The following is a 15,708-nucleotide window of genomic DNA, read 5'->3' on the forward strand; positions in this document are numbered from 1 at the left end:
CGTGGCAGGCTCGAACCGTGGGCAGATTGTCCGAGTCGACCGGTGCGGCGTGGGACCACCTGCGCCGCGTACCGGTCTGGCTCTCCCCGGCGCTGCTGACCCTGGTGGTGACCCTGACCGGACTGGGTTCGGCCCAGCTCTGGCGCGACGAGTTGGCGACCTGGAGCGCGGCCAGCCGGTCGCCCGACGAGCTGGCCCGGTTGGCCGGCACCATCGACGCCGCCACCGGGCCGTACTACCTGCTGATGCACGGCTGGACCGCGATCTTCGGCGACTCCACGATCGCCCTGCGCACTCCGGCCGTGCTGGCGATGACGGTGGCGGCCGGGTTGCTCGCCGTGCTCGGCGCGCGGCTTGTCGACCGGCGCACCGGGCTGTTCGCCGGGCTGCTGTTCGCGGTCCTCCCCGGCACGTCCCGCTACGGGCAGGAGGCCCGCCCGTACGCGTTGGCCACCATGCTCGCGGTGCTCGCCACCCTGCTGCTGGTGGCCGCACTGCGCCGGCCGAGCTGGACCCGGTGGGCCGGTTACGCCGCCGCGGTGGCCGCCCTCGGGCTCATCCACCTGATCGCGCTCAGCCTGCTCGCGGCGCACGCTCTGGTAGTCCTGCTGGCCTGGTGGCGCGGCCCAGCCGCAGCCGGCGTCGCCACCCCGGACCAACCCACCGCCCACCAGGGCCAAACCACCGCCGGCCGGGACCGGCCCACCGGCGCCCAGGGCCGAACCACCGCCGGCCGGGACCGTCGCGCCGGCGAGCGGGACCGGCGGGTGTGGCGGTGGGTGGTCGCCGTGGTTCCGGTTGCTCTGCTTGTCGCTCCCCTGCTGCTCAAGGCCCGGGCCCAACGCTCCCGCCAGCTGAACTGGGTGAGCCTGGTCAGGTTGGACGACCTGACCGCGCTGCCCGGCGGCGTGGCACAGAGCAGCGTGGTGGGCGGACTGCTGGTCGGGGTCGCCGCGCTGGGGGCGGCCCGGCTCGGGCGGCGGGCCCTGCTACCGGTGAGCGCGGTGCTGCTGCCCGTGCTGCTGCTCTTCGCCGCCGGTGAGGTCGTACCACTGTGGGTGCCCCGGTACCTGGTCTTCGTGGTGCCCTTCGCCTGCCTGCTGGCGGGCGCGGCGCTGGCCGCGGTGGCCGCGCCGGCCGCGCTCGCCGTGGTGCTCCTGGCCGGGTTGCTCGGCCTTCCCGACCAGGCGGCGCTGCGGCGTACCCACGAATGGCCGCGCAGCGCGCCGGTGGACTACGCGGGTGTGGCTCGGGTGATCGCCGAGGGTCAGCGGCCGGGCGACGCGGTGGTCTACTCGCCCCGGCAGAGCTGGCTCTTCCTCGACCTCGGCATCGAGTACCACCTCGACGACCCCCCACGGGACGTGCTGGTCACCGAGGACGAGGTCCGCCGGGGCGACCTGTGGGCGGCCGAGTGCCCCCAACCGGCACAGTGCCTGGCCGGCACGACCCGGGTGTGGCTGGTGATCTCCGGCCGGCACGCCGATCCGCTGGCCGCCGTGACCGGTGCCAAGGGCGACGCCCTGCGCGCCGACTTCGCTGTCGCCCAGGTCTGGCCGCGCCCCGGCCTGACCGTCGCCCTGTTGACCCGCTGACGGCGGCGATCAGGCCGGTGAGCGGCCTTCGTGGCTGTTGCGGGCCAGTGGGACGACAAGGACCGCCTCGGTGCCGCCGGTGGCGCCGGCCCGCAGCTCGATGGTGCCGCGCAACTCCCCGGTGACCAGGGCCCGGACGATCTGGAGGCCGAGCCGGCTGGCCTGCTCCGCGTCGAAGCCCGGCGGCAGCCCTCGTCCGTTGTCGGTCACCGAGACGTGCAGCATCTTGCGGAACCGGTGCGCCGAGACCACCACCTCCGGCCTGATCGCGTCATCAACCTCGGGGGCGACCGCCGGCACCAGACCCGGACCGGCGACGGGCGCGGGGGCGTCGTCCACCTCGTCGGCCGGCGGGAAGCCGTGCTCGACGGCGTTGAGCAGCAACTCGTTGAGGACCATCACCAGCGAGGTGGCGATCTCCGCCGGCAGCACGCCGAAGCTGCCCCGTCGACGCATGCCGACGCTCACCTCGGTCGCCGCGACCTCGGTCGCCGCGCTGGCCACCCGGTCCACGATGCCGTCGAACTCGACAGCCTCGTCGCTGGACATCGAGAGCGTCTCGTGCACCAGGGCGATCGAGGCGACCCGGCGCACCGATTCCTCAAGCGCGACGCGGGCCTCCGGCATGGCCACCCGGCGGGCCTGCAACCGCAGCAGCGCGGCAACGGTCTGGAGATTGTTCTTCACCCGGTGGTGGATCTCCCGGATCGTGGCGTCCTTGGTGATCAGTGCCCGATCCCGACGGCGAACCTCGGTGATGTCGCGGACCAGCACGAGCGCGCCGATCGGCACTCCGGCGGGCATCAGTGGCAGCGCCCGGGTGAGCATCGTGGCACCCCGCGCGTCGATCTCCCGTCGGGGTGGCGCCTCGCCGCGCAGGGCGGCCAGGATGCCGTTCGCCGCCTCGGTGCCGTCCAGCGGATCCCCGGCCAGCCGGCGGTGCAGCGCGGCCAGATCCTCGCCCACCAGGTGTGCGGCGTAGCCCAACCGGCGGTACGCGGACTGCGCGTTCGGGCTGGCGTAGGTGACCTTGCCGCCGGCATCGAGCCGGACCAGGCCGTCGCCGACCCGGGGTGCGGAGGTGGTCTCGCCCGGGTGCCGTGGTGGCGGGAAGGTGCCGTCCGCGATCATCTGCGCCAGGTCGTCGGCGGTGGTCAGGTAGTTGAGCTCCAGTTGGCTCGGGGTGCGCGCGGTGGAGAGGTTGGTGTCCCGCCCCACCACGGCGATCACCTCGCCGGCCTCCCCCTCGGCGGTCCGCAACCGGACCGGGATCGCCTCGTGCCGGGCCGGCACGTCGCCGTACCAGACCGGGTCGCCCTCCCGCCAGATCCGGCCCTGGGAGTACGCCACCCCGAGGTGGGCCACCTCGGAACCGCCGACGATCCGCCCCACCTGGTCGTCCTGGTAGGCGGTGGGTGCGGTGGTCGGGCGGACCTGGGCGACGCAGAGGAACGTGCCCTCGGTGTCGACCGGCACCCAGAGCAACAGGTCGGCGAAGGAGAGATCGGAGAGCAGTTGCCAGTCGCCGGCGATGCGGTGCAGGTGGTCGATGTCGGCCGGACGGAGATGGGTGTGCTCCTCGGCGAGGTCGCGCAGCGTGGACACGGTGACCAGGGTGCCACGCCGCCCCTCACATCGTCGCGGTGACCTTCTTCAACCCGCGCGGCGCGTCTGGATCCTCACCTCGGGTGAGCGCCAGGGCCAGCGCCAACCGCTGCAACGGCAGGATGTCCAGCAGTGGGGCGTACCGCTCGTCGACCTCGGGCACGGCCAGCCGGGTGGCGCCCGGCACGTCGGCGGAGCCGACCACAACGACGTCGGCGCGGCGTTCGCCGAGGCGGGGCAGCACCTCGCCCATCGACCGGCCACCGGGGCCGGAGCCGACCACCGCGAGCACCGGAACCTCCGGGTCGGTCATCGCGAGTGGGCCGTGCAGCAGATCGGCGCCGGAGAAGGCGAGCGCCGGCAGGTACGAGGTCTCCATCAGCTTCAACGCCGCCTCCCGGGCGGTCGGGTAGGCGTACCCCCGGCCGGTGGTGACCAACTGGCGGGCGAACCGGTAGCGCGGCGCGAGCCGGGTCGGGGTGTCGTCGGCCAGGGTGCGGGCGGCCAACTCGGGCAGCGCGTCGAGCGCCTCCCGTTCGTCCGCCGGGAGCACGCCGTCGCCGGCCCGGATCCCCTCCACGAGCATCAGCAGGGCGAGCAGCTCGGCGGTGTACGTCTTGGTGGCGGCCACCGCCCGCTCGTGCCCGGCGGCGATGTCGACGCTCAGCTCGGCCACCTCCACAAGCGGCGACTCCGGCGCGTTCGTCACCGCGAGGGTCAGCGCTCCGGAGGCGCGGGCGGCGCGTAGCACCTCGGCCAGGTCGGGTGAACCCCCGCTCTGGCTGACCCCGACGACAAGCGCGTCCGACAGATCGGGTCGGGCCCCGAACAGGGTTACCGCGCTGGGCGAGGCGAGCCCGGCGGGCAGGCCGAGCCGGATCTCGGTCAGGTACGCCCCGTAGAGGGCCGCGTGGTCGGAGGTGCCCCGGGCGGTGAAGACCACGTGCCGGGGGCGACGTTCGGCGATGACCGCCGCCACTCGCGCGATCTCCGCGGCGTTGGCGGCCGAGAGCAGACGGGCGTAGCCAGCCGGCTGCTCGTCGATGTCGGCGGCCATCCCGGCCCCTGCACGTGTCACGGAAACCCCTCCCCTGCGCGATTGCCGCGCGGTTCTTGCTCAGTCTTGCACTTTTAAGCCTATCTCGGCAATCGAACGAGCAGGAGTGCGCAGATGATCACCAATTGATCTCAATATCAACTAAGCTGGGCGGGGCCGCACCCGGCCAAGCCCAGCGATGAGAGGACGACGTGCCCGAGGGAACGGACGACCCCGCGCTCTCCGCGACGGAGGAGCTGGCGCTGGCCCGGCTGGCACTCGACGAGGGCGACCTGCACCACGCCGCCGGCCACCTCGCCGGCGCACTGGCGCAGGCCCCGACCCTCCCGGAGGTACACGAGACGCTGGCCCGGCTCGCCGCGGCCAGCGGCGGTGGCCTCGGCCTCTTCCCGCTCAACCACCACGCCTTCGTGGGCTCGGTCGTCGCCCGCGCCCACCTGCTCGCCACCGCCGGCCGTCCGGCCGAGGGGCTGGAGCTGCTGGCCGCGGCGACCGCGTACGCGCCCGGCACCGAGTGGGCCGGCGTGCCCTGGGTCACCGCGCCCGAGCTGGCCGAACGGTTGGACCCGGAGCACATCGCCCGCACCCTCATGCAGATCTGCGCCGCGCTGCCCGACCCGGTGCCGCGGGTCGACCGGGGTGCCCTCACGCCGTACCTCACGCTGGCCCGCAACGCGGCCACCGTCCATCCCGAGCACGGCCTGTTGCTGGGTGCGGCGTCCGCGCTGGCCCGGCGTCTCGGCGAGGCGGCGCTTGCGGTGCGCTGGGCCACCCGAGGGGTACGCGCACAACGCTCGAAGATGGGCGAGGTCTGGCTCGGGTACGCGTACCGCAGCGCGGGCCGGACCCGCGACGGCCTCGCGGCCCTCACTCGGGCCGTCGAGCTGGACCCGGACGACCTGGCGATCTACGCGGACATCGCCGGCACCCTGGCCGAGATCGGCCGGCTGGACGAGGCACTGGAGTGGACCGAGCGGGCGCTGGCCCGCGACCCGTCCTTCGACTGCGCTGTGCACACCGCGCACCGGCTCCGGCACCTGCGCGACGGCGACCTGGCCCACCTGGTCGCGCTCGCCGACTTCGTCCGCGACCACCCCGACGACAGCCACGAGCACGGTGACCTGGCGCAGTGCTGCCGAGGCCGACCCTGGCTCGGCCAGCTGACCCCGGCCGGCGGCCCACTCGTCGACGCGCTGCGCCAGGCCGTGGCCGATGACGACAACGGTTCCGGCAGCGCCGTACAACTGTCCGCCGCCGCCCCGCCGAGCGCCGTCCGGACGGCCACGTCCACCGCCCCCGGGCTGCGGATCGACGTCGTCGGCACGTCGGATCCGGACCCGCGCGAGCCCCGGCGGGCGTCCGCCCAACGGTTGTGGCACTACACGGACAACGTTCCCACCCCCGCACTACCGGCGCCCTCGGCGACGGCTGTCGAACGGATCGGTCAGCTCGCCCACCCGGCCTGGCCGCACCCGCCGGCGGCGTACGACGCGGCGGTGGGCCTGGCCGGCCTCGACGTGGCGGACCTGCTCGGCCTGCTGGTGCACCCGCCGGCGGCACCGGCGAACGCGGTGGGTCGGCTGCTGGCCGCCCACGACCCGTCGATGTGGGTTCGTGGGGTGCAGGTGTGGGCCTGCCTGGGGCTGCTGCACCACCGGACCGACGAGCCGTGGGAGGGTTCGACCCGGCGTCGGGTGCTGCTCGATCTGGTCTGGGACGTGGAGGACTGGGTCACCGAGGCGGCGCTGTTCGCCCTGGTCACGGCCGCCTGGGTGGATCCGTCGGTACGGTCGGACGTGGCCGCGGTGGCGGCGGAACGGCTCGCCGACGTGGCGGCCGTGGCTCGGGCCCGGCCGGTCCCGATCGCCGTCTCGCTGGCCCACCTGGCGCTCGCCGTGCCGGAACTGGACCGGGCCACCGCGGCCCTGGCCACCGAACTGCTCGGCACGCTCTCGCCCCGAGTCCCCCGCCCCCGCAACCCGCTACGCCGCCTCTGGCAGCGCCTGCGTGGCGCCCGCTAGGTAGCCGGGTCGCGGGAACGGGCACGCCGCGCCGACCCGGACGGGACGACGCGGCGTGCGGTGCGGTTGTGGGTCAGGCGACCGGAGCTGCCTTGCCGAGAGCGATCTCGGCCTCCTCCTCCGGAGTGGCCTGCGGCGGTGCCTCGTTGGCGGTGCGCAGCGGGATCTCCTTGATGAACCAGGCGAGCACCGGGATCGCGATGGTGAACACCACCGCCCAGAGGAACACGTGCGAGATCGCGTCGGAGAGGCCACCGAGCACCATCTCGCGGGCCTGGGCCGGCAGGTCCTTGAGCTTCGCCAGGTCCATGCCGGCGCCGGCCTCGCCGCCCCCGAAGGCTCGACCGCCCTCGGAGCTGGCCAGCCGGTTGGCGAAGATCGCGCCGAACAGCGAGATGCCGAACGAGCCGCCGATCGACCGGAAGAAGGTCGCCGCGCCGCTGGCCGCGCCGAGGTCCTTCTGCTCCACGCTGTTCTGGGCGATGAGCATCGACGTCTGCATCAGGAAGCCCATGCCGACGCCGAGCACGATCATGTACAGCGACGACATCAGCTTGCTGGTGTCGGTGTCGAGCATGGACAGCAGCGCCATGCCCGCCGTCATCACCACGCCACCGATGATCGGGTACGCCCGGTACCTACCGTTCCTGGTGATCGCCCGGCCGATGACAAGCGAGACCACAAGCATGCCGAACATCAGGGGCAGCAGCAGCAGACCACTGTTCGTCGCCGACGCCCCCTGCACGGTCTGCTGGTAGAGCGGCAGGAAGTTCATCGCGCCGAACATCGCGAAACCGAGCAGGAAGCCGATCACCGAGATCAGCGCGAAGTTGCGGTTCGCGAAGAGCGCCAACGGCAGGATGGGCTCCTGAACCCGGCGCTCCACCAGGCCGAACGCCACAAGCGCGAGCGCGCCGAGCACGGCCAGGCCGAGGATCTGCGGTGACGTCCAGTCGTACTCGTTGCCGCCCCAGGTGGTGATGAGCACGATCGCGGTGATGCCGACCGAGAGCAGCCCGGCCCCGAGCCAGTCGATCCGGTGCTCGGTGCGGTACTTCGGCAGGTGCATCGTGCTGATCAACACGAGCAGCGCGATCCCGCCCAGCGGCAGGTTCACGTAGAACGCCCACCGCCAGGAGAGGTGGTCGGTGATGAAGCCACCGGCCAGCGGACCGGCGACCATGGCGATGGCCATGATGCCGGCGATCATGCCCTGGTAGCGCCCACGCTCGCGGGGCGGGACGAGGTCACCGATGATCGCCATCACGCCGACCATGAGCCCACCGGCGCCGAGGCCCTGCACGGCACGGAAGGCGATGAGCTGGACCATGCCGTCCTGCGGGCCGCCGAGCATCCCGGAGCCGGCCATGCCACAGAGGGCGGAGCCGACGAGGAAGATGATGACCGAGGTCAGGAAGACCGACTTGCGACCGTAGAGGTCGCCGAGCTTGCCCCAGATCGGGGTGGACACTGTGGTGCCCAGGACGTACGCGGTGACCACCCAGGTGAAGTGGTTGAGGCCGCCGAACTCGCCGACGATCCGCGGTAGCGCGGTGCTGACGATCATATTGTCGAGCATCGCGAGCATCATCGCGATCATCAGCCCGAACAGCACGACCCTGATGTTGTTGGGTCGTACGCCGGCCTGGGTTGCCTGAGTCATGGGTAAGCTCCCCCCGAGGTTTGCCACACTTACTTGCCGCCCGGCTAGTCACCTTACTAGCCGCACGGTAAGTTGGGTAGGAAGCCACGGTCAAGTCAATTGGGGGGTTTGGGTGAGGGAGAGCACAGGCGGGACGCGGGAGCGGATCAAGGCCGTCGCGCTCGAGCTCTTCACCGAGCAGGGGTACGAGAAGACCTCGCTCCGGGAGATCGCCGAGCGACTCAACGTCACGAAGGCCGCGCTCTACTACCACTTCAAGAGCAAGGACGACATCGTCGCCAGCTTCGTCGAGGACCGGCTGGAGAAGATGGACGCCCTCAACGCCTGGGCCGCGACGCAGCCAGCCACCCTGGCCACCCGGCGCGAGCTGATCACCCGCTACGCCGACACGATGTTCGGCGGCGAGCAGCCGTCCGTGATGCGCTTCTTCGAGCAGAACCAGACAGTGCTCAAGAGCCTCGCCTCCGGCCAGCAGATGCGCGGCCGGATGATGCAGCTCGTCGACGCCCTCTGCCGGGGCGACGACTCCCCCGCCGCCCAACTGCGCGCCGCGCTGTCACTGTTCGCCGTGCACACGAGTTGGTTCGCCGTACGGGCACCGGACATCACCAACGAGGAGCGTCGCCGGCTCGCGCTGGAGGTGGCCGACGAACTGCTGGGCGCGATCGGCGCTGGTGCCGCCGCGAAGCCCGACGAGAGTGCGGCGGCCACGTCGGGGAGCCCGCGCGGCTGATCGTCGGCGGCTCAGCCGGCTGTGAGGTCCAGTCGCAGGCCGAGCAGGTCCACACCCGCCGCAGGGGCCCAGTCCTTCTCCGGCGCCCGGACGAACCCGAGCCGCGCGTAGAGCCGGTGCGCCGGTGCGGCCATCCCGGCCCGGACGCAGATCACCACTGCCGTGCAACCCAGCTCGACGGCGCGCGTCACGCACGCCTGCGCCAGTGCCGCGCCGACCCCCCGACCCTGAGCGCCCGGGTCGACCGCGAGCATCCGGAACTCCGCCTCGCCCGGCCCGGACAGCTCGGCGAACGGGGTGCCCGACAGCACGAAGGTCACCGACCCGAGCACCGCCCCGGTCACCTCGTCGACCGCGACCAGCACCGCGCCGCTGGCGGCCCGGGTCGACACATCGGCAAGCACCTCGCCGTAGCCGTGTCCGCCCTTGAGCTGGCCGTCCGCCTCGTACGCGGCCACCGTCAACCGGGCCACCGCCGGGAAGTCGGCAGGTTCGGCCGGACGGACCCGCACCCCGGTCAAGCAATCACCGCGATCAGGTCGCCGTCCTGCACCACGTCGCCCTCGTGCACCGCGAGCTGCTCCAGCACACCATCGGACTCGGCGACGACGGGGATCTCCATCTTCATCGACTCCAGGATCACCAGGGTGTCGCCCTCGGCCACTGTGTCACCTGCCGTGGCGACGACCTTCCAGACGTTCGCCACCATCTCGGCGCGGATCTCCTCGGCCATGTCCGGGCCCTCCCTTTTCGCGATATGCCTGCCGACGTATCCAATCATGCGACGTTCGTCGGTGGGCGCGCAGCGGCACCGCCGGGATGGGGCACCCGCCCCGGGGAGAAGCGGCAGGTGCCGACCGCACTACCATCAGCGGGTCGGACCCGCTGCCGGGCCGCCGGTGGAGCACCGACGCCGAGGTCGTGGGCAGCACGGATCCGCCCCAATCACGAGGAGGTCAGCATGGCGAAGAAGTCCCGGAAGAAGAAGGCTCGTAAGAAGAGCGCCGCGAACCACGGCAAGCGTCCCAACTCCTGAACGGATCGACGGGCCGGCGGCCCGTCACCGATCAGCTCGACCCGGCCGACGCCGGGTGCACCGGTGGCCCGGGTCGACAACGACCCGGGCCACCGGTTTTGCTCCGTCAGCGGCGCCGACGCTCAGTCGGCCAGCTCGCGGGAATCACTTGTCTCGAAGACCACCAGCTCGGTGAGCTTGACCCGCAGTCGCTCGCGCAGCTCGTCCGGCGCGGTCTCGTTGCCGCAGCACCGAGCCACCAACGCCCGCACCTCCTGCTCGAGCCCGTACTCACGCAGGCAGGGCCCGCACTCGTCCAGGTGGTGCCGGATCAGTGAGCGCCGCTCGTCGGCGCACTCCAGATCCAGGTAGAGGTAAACCTCCGCGAGCACTTCACGGCAGTCCGTCTCGTGCGGCTGTCCACAGCTCACGTCACACCTCCCGGCCGGCGGCAGCGGTCGAGCCCTTGGCCGAGCGGGCCGCACTGAAGCCCCGCTCACCGGCATAGCGCTCTAGCAACTTGCGCAGATTACGACGACCCCGGTGCAGACGCGACATCACCGTGCCGATCGGCGTGCCCATGATGTCCGCGACCTCCTTGTAGGAGAAGCCCTCGACATCGGTGAGGTAGACGGCCAGGCGGAACTCCTCCGGCAACTGCTGGAGGGCCTCCTTGACGTCGCTGTCCGGCAGCCGGTCCAGCGCCTCGGTCTCGGCCGAGCGCAGCCCACTGGAGGTGTGCGACTCGGCCTCGGCCAACTGCCAGTCGGTGATCTCCTCGGTGGGCGCCTGAATCGGCTGGCGCTGCCGCTTGCGGTAGGAATTGATGTAGGTGTTGGTCAGGATCCGGTAGAGCCAGGCCTTCAGGTTCGTGCCCTGCTCGAACTGGTGGAAGGCCGCGTACGCCTTCAGGTACGTCTCCTGAACCAGGTCCTCGGCATCCGCCGGGTTGCGGGTCATCCGCAGCCCAGCAGCGTAGAGCTGATCGACGAATGGCATCGCGTCCCGCTCGAACCGGGCCCTGCGCTCGTCCGTCTTCTCGGTGGTCAACCGCACATCCCCTCGCGTCGGATGCTTTCCCGCCGAGGATACGCGCACGGACCTGCCCGCAGATTCACTTCCGGCCGGTGTGCCAGTGCTCACCGCACCCGCCCCGCCCGGCCCCGCCGTCGCGGGCCACTCCGGACCATCCAGCAGCCGCTTCAGCTGCCGGACGTCACGCTCGTCCCGTTTCAGGCTTCGTGTCTCGGTCGGCACCGGTCGCCCCCCTCGCAGAAAAGTCGTCCGGGGTTAGTAACGCGAGATGACCACTGGGACATTCCGGCTGCCCCTCCCCCGTTCCTGGTCCCGGCCCCGACGGCGGCCGGCGCTGGGACCAGGAAGGGCCTGGGAGGACTGGTGTCGCCGGTCCGAACCGGGCCGGCGGCACCATCGGATGCAACGACCCGCGCCCGGCACCGGAAACGGTCGCCCGGGCGCGCCGGGGCCCGACCGGATCAGGCGGGTGCCCAGCCCTGGGCGCGCAACCAGGCCACGACGACGGCAGCGGTGCCGACCGGATCCCGGCGCAGGTCGTGCGTCTCCCCGGGACGGGTCACCACCTGCACGGTCGGCCCCGGCTCCGGTGTCCCGAACGGGTCCCGGTCACCGTTGACGACGAGCGTCGGCAGCCCGGTGTCCAACTCGGCGGCGCGGGAACGCTCCGGCCGCCCGGGTGGGTGCAGCGGAAAGGCCAACGTGAGCACCCCGGCCGCACCCACCGCACGGGCCGTGCGGCAGGCCACCCGAGCGCCACTGGAACGGCCGCCGACAAGCACGGTCGACGCGTCGCCGTGCCGCTCCCGCAGCACGGCGAGCACCGCCGTCCAGGCCTCGTCGAGATGGCCTGCCGGTGCCGGCGCACGTCGACCCGCGACCCGGTAGGGCTGGGTCACCCGCACCACGACCAGGCCGGCCGCGACCGCCGCGTCCCGGACCGCGAGCAGGTCCGGGGCGTCCACGCTGCCGCCCGCGCCGTGCCCGAGCACGAGCAGAGCGGTGGCCGGGCGGGACGGCAGGTCGGTGTCGATCCGCGCCGAACCACGCGGGGTGTCGATCTCGTCGCTGGTCAGCACCGACCCATTCTGCGCCGCCTGACCGGCGGCGGGTGCGGGTCGGGTGCGCCGGTCAGCTCAACGGGACCAGGGTGAGCAGACGATCCCGCACCGGAGGGCCGGCGTCGTCGACGGCGTCCGGATCCGGATCGACCTCGCCACGCCAGGCGACAAGCATCGCCCGCCGTTCGCGGGGTGTGGTGGCCCCCCACACGCCGTGGCAGTCACCGACGTCGAGGGCCCAGGCCAGGCAGGACCCCTGCACGTCGCAACTGCGGCACAGCGCGACGGCGGCGTCCGCCGGTTCGTTTGGTGCCGGAAAGAATGTCTCCGGATCAACGCTCTGGCATGTGCCTCTGGTGCGCCACGCGTCGTCCTGTCGCCGTTCCCGCACTGCCCGCAGCAGTCGCGGATCTCGCCGCGCCGCAGCCACCTCGTGCGGGCGAGGCATACGCGCCCGTGTCATCCACCCACCTCCCCCGTGGGACCGGCAAGATCGGTGGACGTCGTCCGCCCCGTGCGAATCGACAGCCACTACCGGCGCTGTGTTCTATCGCACTTCACAACACCGGGACAAGGGTCTGCCGGGAACATGACTGAACGGCCAGGCGACGAATCACGCGCAACCCTGGCAAATCGGCGCCTGACGATGTGGACCGGTTGGTATCAGAACAGGGTCAGCTCCTGTGGCCGCACCGTTGGCTCCACCGAAACCCGGGCGGTCAATTGCGGCCCGTCATTACGGACGTCGCCCACCGCCGCCCCGACCGGCCGGATTTCCAACCCGGCGAGCCGCTCCGCCGACGCCGGGACGAGCAGCCGCTCCGGCTCGTCGGTCGGTGCCAGCCACGACGACCAGTGCTCGGGCGACAGCAGCACCGGCATCCGGTCGTGCACCTCGGCCAACTCGCCGAGCGCCGCGGTGGTCAGCACGCTGAAGGTGAGCCGGGTCTCGGCCTCGGACTGCCAGACCGACCAGATGCCGGCCAGGGCGAGCACCGAACCGTCGCTCGGCGTCAGGTAGTAGGCCTGTCGCCCACCGTCGGGCCGCCGGGCCCACTCGTACCAACCGTCCGCCGGCACCAGGCAGCGGCGACGGGCGAACGACCCGGCGTACGCCCGGCTGGTGGCCACCGTCTCCGCCCGCGCGTTGATCATGCGGGCCGCCCCGGCGGGCGACCGGGACCAGTGCGGCAGCAGACCCCAGCGACCGACACAGAGGCTGCGGTGCCCCTCGGGGCTGACCCGGACCAGCGGCACCGGGTCGGTGGGCGCGACGTTGTGATCCGGTCGGAGCAGGCCGCCGGTGTCGTCGGACGACTCGAACAGCGCGCTCAGCTCACCGGCGCTCCGGGTCGTCGCGTACCTGCCGCACATGGACGACACGCTAACGCGTCGCGGCCCCGTCGGCTGTCCCGCCAACCGGGAGTACGACTACCGCTGCCCGTCGCCGGCCGGCCAACGCGGCAGAATGTAACCGTGGGGAATCTGACCGCGACCCGGCCGCCGCAGCCGTGGAGCGCACCGACCGCGTCCAACCCGGTGACGGCGACGTTGCGCCTGCCCGGGTCCAAATCGATGACCGCGCGCGCCCTGGTGCTCAGTGCGCTGGCCGCCGGGCCGTCAACGCTGGCCGAGCCGCTGCGGGCCCGCGACACCGAGTTGATGGCCGCCGGCCTGCGGGCGATGGGCGCACACGTCTCGATAAGCGACGACGAGCGCTGGCTGGTCCGGCCGCACCCGCTGGTCGGCCCCGCCCACGTCGACGTGGGCCTGGCCGGCACCGTGATGCGGTTCGTGCCGCCGGTGGCCGGGCTGGCCGACGGGCCGGTCACCTTCGACGGCGACCCGTACGTCCGCACCCGGCCGCTCGGCCCGCTGGTCGGCGCACTGCGCTCGCTCGGCGTCCGGATCGACGTCACCGGCACCGGCAGCCTGCCGCTCACCGTGTTCGGCTCCGGCCGGGTCACCGGCGGCGAGGTGGTGCTCGACGCGTCCGTGTCCAGCCAGTTCGTCTCCGCGTTGTTGCTGGCCGCCCCGCGCTTCGACAGGGGCGTCGTGGTGCGTCACGTCGGCCCGCCGGTGCCCTCCGCGCCGCACCTGCGGATGACGGTACGGATGTTGCGGGCCGCCGGCGCGGCCGTCGACGACAGCACCCCCGACGTGTGGACCGTCGAGCCCGGCCCGCTCACCGGGCGCGGCTGGGAGATCGAACCGGACCTCTCCGGAGCCGTGCCGTTCTTCGCCGCCGCCCTGGTCACCGGTGGTGAGGTCACCCTGCAGGGCTGGCCGCACAGAAGCGCCCAACCTGTCGAACAACTCCGCTCGTTGCTGCAACGGATGGGCGGTGAGGTCACGCTCACCACCGCCGGGCTGACCGTGCGGGGCACCGGCGTGGTGCACGGCCTGACCGCCGACCTCTCCGACGTCAGCGAGCTGACCCCGGCGCTGACCGCGCTGGCCATGCTTGCCGACTCGCCGTCGGTGTTCACCGGCGTCGGGCACATCCGGGGCCACGAGACCGACCGGCTCGCCGCGCTCGCGCGGGAGTTCACCGCGCTCGGGGCGGACATCACCGAGTTGCCGGACGGGCTGGAGATCCGGCCCCGCCCGGTGCGCGGCGGGATCTTCCGCACCTACCACGACCACCGGATGGCGCACGCCGCCGCGGTGGCCGGCCTCGCCGTCCCCGGCATCGAGGTGGACGACGTGGGGTGCACCTCCAAGACCATGCCCGAGTTCCCGGCACTATGGTCAGCAATGGTGACCGGAAAGAGCTGAGAAGAGGACAGGCCCTGGCGACCAAGCGGCGGGAGTACGACGAGGACGACGTACGGGTCCGGCCCGGAAAGTCGTCGCGCCCGCGTACCCGCACCCGGCCCCAGCACAACGACGCGGTGGACGGTTTCGTCATCGCCGTCGACCGGGGGCGCTACCAGTGCGTGCTGGCCGGGGCCGAGCGCGGCGTGGTGGGGGCCGAACTGCCCACGGTGACCGCGATGCGCGCCCGCGAGCTGGGCCGCAAGTCGGTGGTGGTGGGCGACCGGGTCAGCCTGGTCGGGGACACGTCCGGGGCGGAGGGCGCGCTCGCCCGGATCGTCCGGATCGCCGAGCGTCGCTCGGTGCTGCGCCGCACCGCCGACGACGACGAGACCACCGCCGAGGGCCGGCTGGAACGGGTGGTGGTGGCCAACGCCGACCAGTTGGTGATCGTCAGCGCGCTTGCCGACCCGCCGCCGCGCACCGGGTTCATCGATCGCTGCCTGGTGGCCGCGTACGACGCGGACGTCGAGCCGCTGCTCTGCCTCACCAAAGCCGACCTGGCCGGCCCGGAGGAGGTGCTCGGTTACTACACCGAGCTGGAGCTGCCGTACGTGCTCAACCGTCCCGACGCCGACCTGGGCGCGCTGCGCGCGCTGCTCAGCGGCAAGGTGTCGGTGCTGGTCGGGCACTCCGGGGTGGGCAAGTCGACACTCGTCAACCGCCTCGTCCCGGACGCGCTGCGCGCTGTCGGCGTGGTCAGCGCGATCGGTCGTGGCCGGCACACCTCCACCAGCGCGGTGGCGCTGCGGTTGCCGCCGGTGCCCGGCGTCGACACCGATCCCGGCTGGATCATCGACACCCCCGGCATCCGCAGCTTCGGGCTGGCGCACGTCTCGGCCGACAGCCTGCTGCACGGCTTCCCGGACCTGGTCGAGGGCACCGTCGACTGCCCGCCCAACTGCCAGCACACGGCCGACGAGGCCGCCTGCGGGCTGGACGCCTGGGTGGCCGCCGGCAAGGCCGACCCGCGCCGGCTGGCCTCGTACCGCCGGTTGCTCGCCTCCCGGGCCGGCGACGGCGACCCGCGCGGCGAGAGCGACAACCGCGGGCCCGGCGAGGGCGACCGGCGCGGCCCCGACGAGTGAGCCGACGGGCGTCGGCTA

16 protein-coding genes are annotated in these 15,708 nt (G+C 72.6%); 5 read left to right on the forward strand and 11 right to left on the reverse strand.

The features are described 5' to 3' along the window. Positions 1 to 17 precede the first annotated feature (17 nt). Complete coding sequence (locus AB0B86_RS26835; RefSeq protein ID WP_357403276.1) at positions 18 to 1,595, forward strand: glycosyltransferase family 39 protein; 1,578 nt, start codon at positions 18 to 20, stop codon at positions 1,593 to 1,595. 9 nt (positions 1,596 to 1,604) lie between these two features. On the opposite strand, the gene AB0B86_RS26840 is transcribed toward AB0B86_RS26835, so the two are convergent. Both AB0B86_RS26840 and AB0B86_RS26845 read right to left on the reverse strand, forming a co-directional pair. Then, a complete protein-coding gene (locus AB0B86_RS26840) occupies positions 1,605 to 3,200 on the reverse strand; it encodes a histidine kinase N-terminal domain-containing protein (protein WP_357403273.1) in 1,596 nt (531 codons plus the stop codon). A gap of 25 nt (positions 3,201 to 3,225) precedes the next feature. Further along, positions 3,226 to 4,257, reverse strand: coding sequence for an SIS domain-containing protein (locus tag AB0B86_RS26845; RefSeq protein WP_357420088.1), 1,032 nt, complete (start codon positions 4,255 to 4,257; stop codon positions 3,226 to 3,228). A 191-nt stretch (positions 4,258 to 4,448) separates the two neighbouring features. Here AB0B86_RS26845 and AB0B86_RS26850 point away from each other — a divergent pair, with 191 nt between their 5' ends. After that, positions 4,449 to 6,278: a tetratricopeptide repeat protein gene (locus AB0B86_RS26850; protein WP_357420062.1), complete on the forward strand. Its 1,830-nt coding sequence runs from the start codon at positions 4,449 to 4,451 to the stop codon at positions 6,276 to 6,278. 73 nt (positions 6,279 to 6,351) lie between these two features. Here AB0B86_RS26850 and AB0B86_RS26855 read toward each other — a convergent pair whose 3' ends face one another. After that, positions 6,352 to 7,941: an MDR family MFS transporter gene (locus AB0B86_RS26855; RefSeq protein ID WP_357420063.1), complete on the reverse strand. Its 1,590-nt coding sequence runs from the start codon at positions 7,939 to 7,941 to the stop codon at positions 6,352 to 6,354. Positions 7,942 to 8,053: 112 nt separating this feature from the next. On the opposite strand from AB0B86_RS26855, the gene AB0B86_RS26860 reads away from it, so the two are divergent. Further along, positions 8,054 to 8,674, forward strand: a complete 621-nt coding sequence (locus tag AB0B86_RS26860) for a helix-turn-helix domain-containing protein (RefSeq protein ID WP_357420064.1) — start codon at positions 8,054 to 8,056, stop codon at positions 8,672 to 8,674. A gap of 11 nt (positions 8,675 to 8,685) precedes the next feature. Here AB0B86_RS26860 and AB0B86_RS26865 read toward each other — a convergent pair whose 3' ends face one another. The 8 genes from AB0B86_RS26865 to AB0B86_RS26900 all read right to left on the reverse strand — a co-directional run bounded on the left by AB0B86_RS26865 (position 8,686) and on the right by AB0B86_RS26900 (position 13,159). Next, a complete protein-coding gene (locus AB0B86_RS26865) occupies positions 8,686 to 9,195 on the reverse strand; it encodes a GNAT family N-acetyltransferase (RefSeq protein ID WP_357403264.1) in 510 nt (169 codons plus the stop codon). Next, positions 9,192 to 9,407, reverse strand: a complete 216-nt coding sequence (locus AB0B86_RS26870) for a biotin/lipoyl-binding carrier protein (RefSeq protein WP_357403262.1) — start codon at positions 9,405 to 9,407, stop codon at positions 9,192 to 9,194. The genes AB0B86_RS26865 and AB0B86_RS26870 overlap by 4 nt, the downstream gene beginning before the upstream one ends. Before the next feature lie 212 nt (positions 9,408 to 9,619). Next, positions 9,620 to 9,790 carry a hypothetical protein gene (locus AB0B86_RS26875; protein ID WP_357420065.1) on the reverse strand — a complete coding sequence of 57 codons (171 nt, stop codon included), beginning with the start codon at positions 9,788 to 9,790 and terminating at the stop codon, positions 9,620 to 9,622. A 42-nt stretch (positions 9,791 to 9,832) separates the two neighbouring features. Next, positions 9,833 to 10,120, reverse strand: a complete 288-nt coding sequence (rsrA, locus tag AB0B86_RS26880; protein ID WP_357403260.1) for a mycothiol system anti-sigma-R factor — start codon at positions 10,118 to 10,120, stop codon at positions 9,833 to 9,835. A 1-nt stretch (position 10,121) separates the two neighbouring features. Next, a complete protein-coding gene (locus AB0B86_RS26885; RefSeq protein WP_357403258.1) occupies positions 10,122 to 10,946 on the reverse strand; it encodes a sigma-70 family RNA polymerase sigma factor in 825 nt (274 codons plus the stop codon). A gap of 239 nt (positions 10,947 to 11,185) precedes the next feature. Next, entirely contained in the window at positions 11,186 to 11,803 is a 618-nt protein-coding gene (locus AB0B86_RS26890) for an alpha/beta family hydrolase (protein WP_357403256.1), read from the reverse strand. 52 nt (positions 11,804 to 11,855) lie between these two features. After that, on the reverse strand, positions 11,856 to 12,248 hold the full coding sequence (locus tag AB0B86_RS26895; RefSeq protein WP_357403254.1) for a WhiB family transcriptional regulator: 393 nt from the start codon (positions 12,246 to 12,248) through the stop codon (positions 11,856 to 11,858). A 200-nt stretch (positions 12,249 to 12,448) separates the two neighbouring features. Beyond that, on the reverse strand, positions 12,449 to 13,159 hold the full coding sequence (locus AB0B86_RS26900; protein ID WP_357420066.1) for an SOS response-associated peptidase: 711 nt from the start codon (positions 13,157 to 13,159) through the stop codon (positions 12,449 to 12,451). Positions 13,160 to 13,261: 102 nt separating this feature from the next. Here AB0B86_RS26900 and aroA point away from each other — a divergent pair, with 102 nt between their 5' ends. Next, the gene (gene aroA, locus AB0B86_RS26905; protein ID WP_357420067.1) at positions 13,262 to 14,563 is read left to right on the forward strand and encodes a 3-phosphoshikimate 1-carboxyvinyltransferase; all 1,302 of its coding nucleotides are present in this window, start codon (positions 13,262 to 13,264) and stop codon (positions 14,561 to 14,563) included. Further along, a complete protein-coding gene (rsgA, locus tag AB0B86_RS26910) occupies positions 14,533 to 15,690 on the forward strand; it encodes a ribosome small subunit-dependent GTPase A (RefSeq protein ID WP_357420068.1) in 1,158 nt (385 codons plus the stop codon). The genes aroA and rsgA overlap by 31 nt, the downstream gene beginning before the upstream one ends. Positions 15,691 to 15,708 lie beyond the last annotated feature (18 nt).

It is taken from the genome of Micromonospora sp. NPDC049047 (genome assembly GCF_040649135.1).
In the GTDB taxonomy this organism is placed as follows: Bacteria; Actinomycetota; Actinomycetes; order Mycobacteriales; family Micromonosporaceae; genus Micromonospora.